Below are 1,777 nucleotides of genomic sequence, written 5' to 3' on the forward strand. Positions count from 1 at the left end.
CGCGGTGCTCCTCGCCGCGGCAGGCGCCGGCGCCCTGAGCCAGGCCCTGCGGGGCCGGCGCATCGCCCCTTCCCCCGTTCTCTCCGGAGCCTGAACCATGACCTCAACCCTCGACGGCCTGCTCTACGAGGCCAGCCAGCTCTTCCTGATCCCGGTGCTGATGGCCATCGGGCTGCTCTTCCTGTACGCCTTCTACGCCCTCGGGGCTTTCCTGTGGCAGACCGTCCAGCGTCGCGCCGGGGTGGCGGCCGGCTTCGAGCTGGCGCTGGCCCACCGGGCCGATCCGCGCCTGCTGCCGGCGGAGCTGGAGTCCATCGCCGTGGCCCGCCTGGAGGCGGTGCGCATCGCCACCCGGGTGGCTCCCATGCTGGGGCTGGTGGCCACCATGATCCCCTTGGGGCCGGCCCTCAAGGCGCTGGGGGAGGGCGACCTGGGCGACGTGTCGCGCAGCCTGACGGTGGCCTTCTCGGCGGTGATCCTGGCCTTGATCGCGGCGGCCCTCACCTACTGGATCGGCCACGTGCGGCGGCGCTGGTACGCGGACGACCTGCTGGCCATCGAGAAGGGCTGCCCGGCGGCCCACGCCGGCACGCTGCCGGCCGGCGGGGTGGTGCGATGAGCGGCCTGCGCCGGCGGCTGGCCGAAGACGGCGACGGGGACGACCCGCTGCTGTCGGTGGTGAACCTGATCGACGTGTTCCTGGTGCTCATCGCGGCGCTGCTGCTGGCGGTGGCGAAGAACCCGCTCAACCCCTTCGCCGACGAGCGGGTGACGGTGGTGCGCAACCCGGGCACTCCGGCGATGGAGGTGGTGGTGAAGGAGGGGCGGAAGATCGAGCACTTCCGCGGCGAGGGCGTCAGCCAGTCGGCGGCGGGCGGGGTGCGGGCGGGCAGCGCCTACCGCATGCCCGACGGCGGGCTGGTGTACGTGCCGGAGTAGCGGCGGGGGCTAGTCTGCGCTGCGCGGGATGCGGATTTCGAACACTGCGCCGCCTTCCGGGTGGTTGCGGGCGCTGATGGTGCCCTCGTGGCCGCGCACGATCTCGCTGGTGATCGCCAGCCCCAGCCCGGTGCCGCCGGCGCCGGTCTTGGTGGCGCTGCTCTGGAAGAACTTCTCGAAGATTTGCTGCTCCTCGCCGGGCGGAATGCCGAGCCCGCGGTCGCGCACGCTGAGGGAGACGGCTTCCCGCTTGCCGATCATGCTGTCCCGGTAGGTGACGGTGACGGTGCCACCGGGCGGGGAGAACTTGATGGCGTTGGACAGCAGGTTCTGCACCGCGTGGTGGAACTGCTGGGGGTCGATGCGGGCCACGGTGCTGCCGGTGTGGCGTTCGACGGCGAGGCTGAGGGCGTGCTGTTTGAACAGCGCGGCCAGGTCGGCATGCACCCGGTCGACCACTACCGCCACGTCGCCGGGGTGGAGCGCGAAGTTGATCCGCCGGGCCTCCAGCTTGGCCAGATCGAGCAGGTCGTTCACCAGATCGGCCAGCCGGGCGCCGCTCTGGTGGATGCGCTCGAAGTAGTTGAGGATCTTGTCGTTGGGCACCTGACCGGCGCGCGTCTGGCCCAGCCGGGCGTAGGACATGATGCCGTGCAGCGGGGTGCGGAACTCGTGGGACATGTTGGCCAGGAACTCGCTTTTGAGCTGGTTGGCCCGTTCGGCGGTTTCCTTGGCGCGCACCAGGTCGGCGGTCTGGGCGGCGACCATCTCGGAGAGGTGGTCACGGAGGCGGCGCAGCACCGCCTCGATGGCCTTGCGCGAGGAGAAGTCCGTGGAG

The 1,777-nt window shown here is 71.2% G+C and carries 3 protein-coding genes; 2 read left to right on the forward strand and 1 reads right to left on the reverse strand.

Annotated elements, in window-relative coordinates:
* Positions 1–97: 97 nt before the first annotated feature.
* Positions 98–619, forward strand: coding sequence for a MotA/TolQ/ExbB proton channel family protein (locus tag ACE3N6_RS19240; protein WP_374247430.1), 522 nt, complete (start codon positions 98–100; stop codon positions 617–619).
* Positions 616–939 (forward strand): DUF2149 domain-containing protein, encoded by a 324-nt coding sequence (locus ACE3N6_RS19245; RefSeq protein WP_374247431.1) that lies wholly within the window; start codon positions 616–618, stop codon positions 937–939. Before ACE3N6_RS19240 ends, ACE3N6_RS19245 begins: the two co-directional genes overlap by 4 nt.
* A gap of 9 nt (positions 940–948) precedes the next feature.
* Here ACE3N6_RS19245 and ACE3N6_RS19250 read toward each other — a convergent pair.
* Positions 949–1,777, reverse strand: an 829-nt coding sequence (locus tag ACE3N6_RS19250) for a sensor histidine kinase (protein ID WP_374247432.1), incomplete at its 5' end; no start/stop codon positions are given.

Source organism: Zoogloea sp., from assembly GCF_041904905.1.
Taxonomy (GTDB): Bacteria; Pseudomonadota; Gammaproteobacteria; order Burkholderiales; family Rhodocyclaceae; genus Zoogloea.

Bases quoted from the DNA above. Each gene is read 5' to 3' on its own strand.
- ACE3N6_RS19245 (WP_374247431.1), top strand. From the start codon at position 616: ATGAGCGGCCTGCGCCGGCGGCTGGCCGAAGACGGCGACGGGGACGAC.
- ACE3N6_RS19240 (WP_374247430.1), top strand. From the start codon at position 98: ATGACCTCAACCCTCGACGGCCTGCTCTACGAGGCCAGCCAGCTCTTC.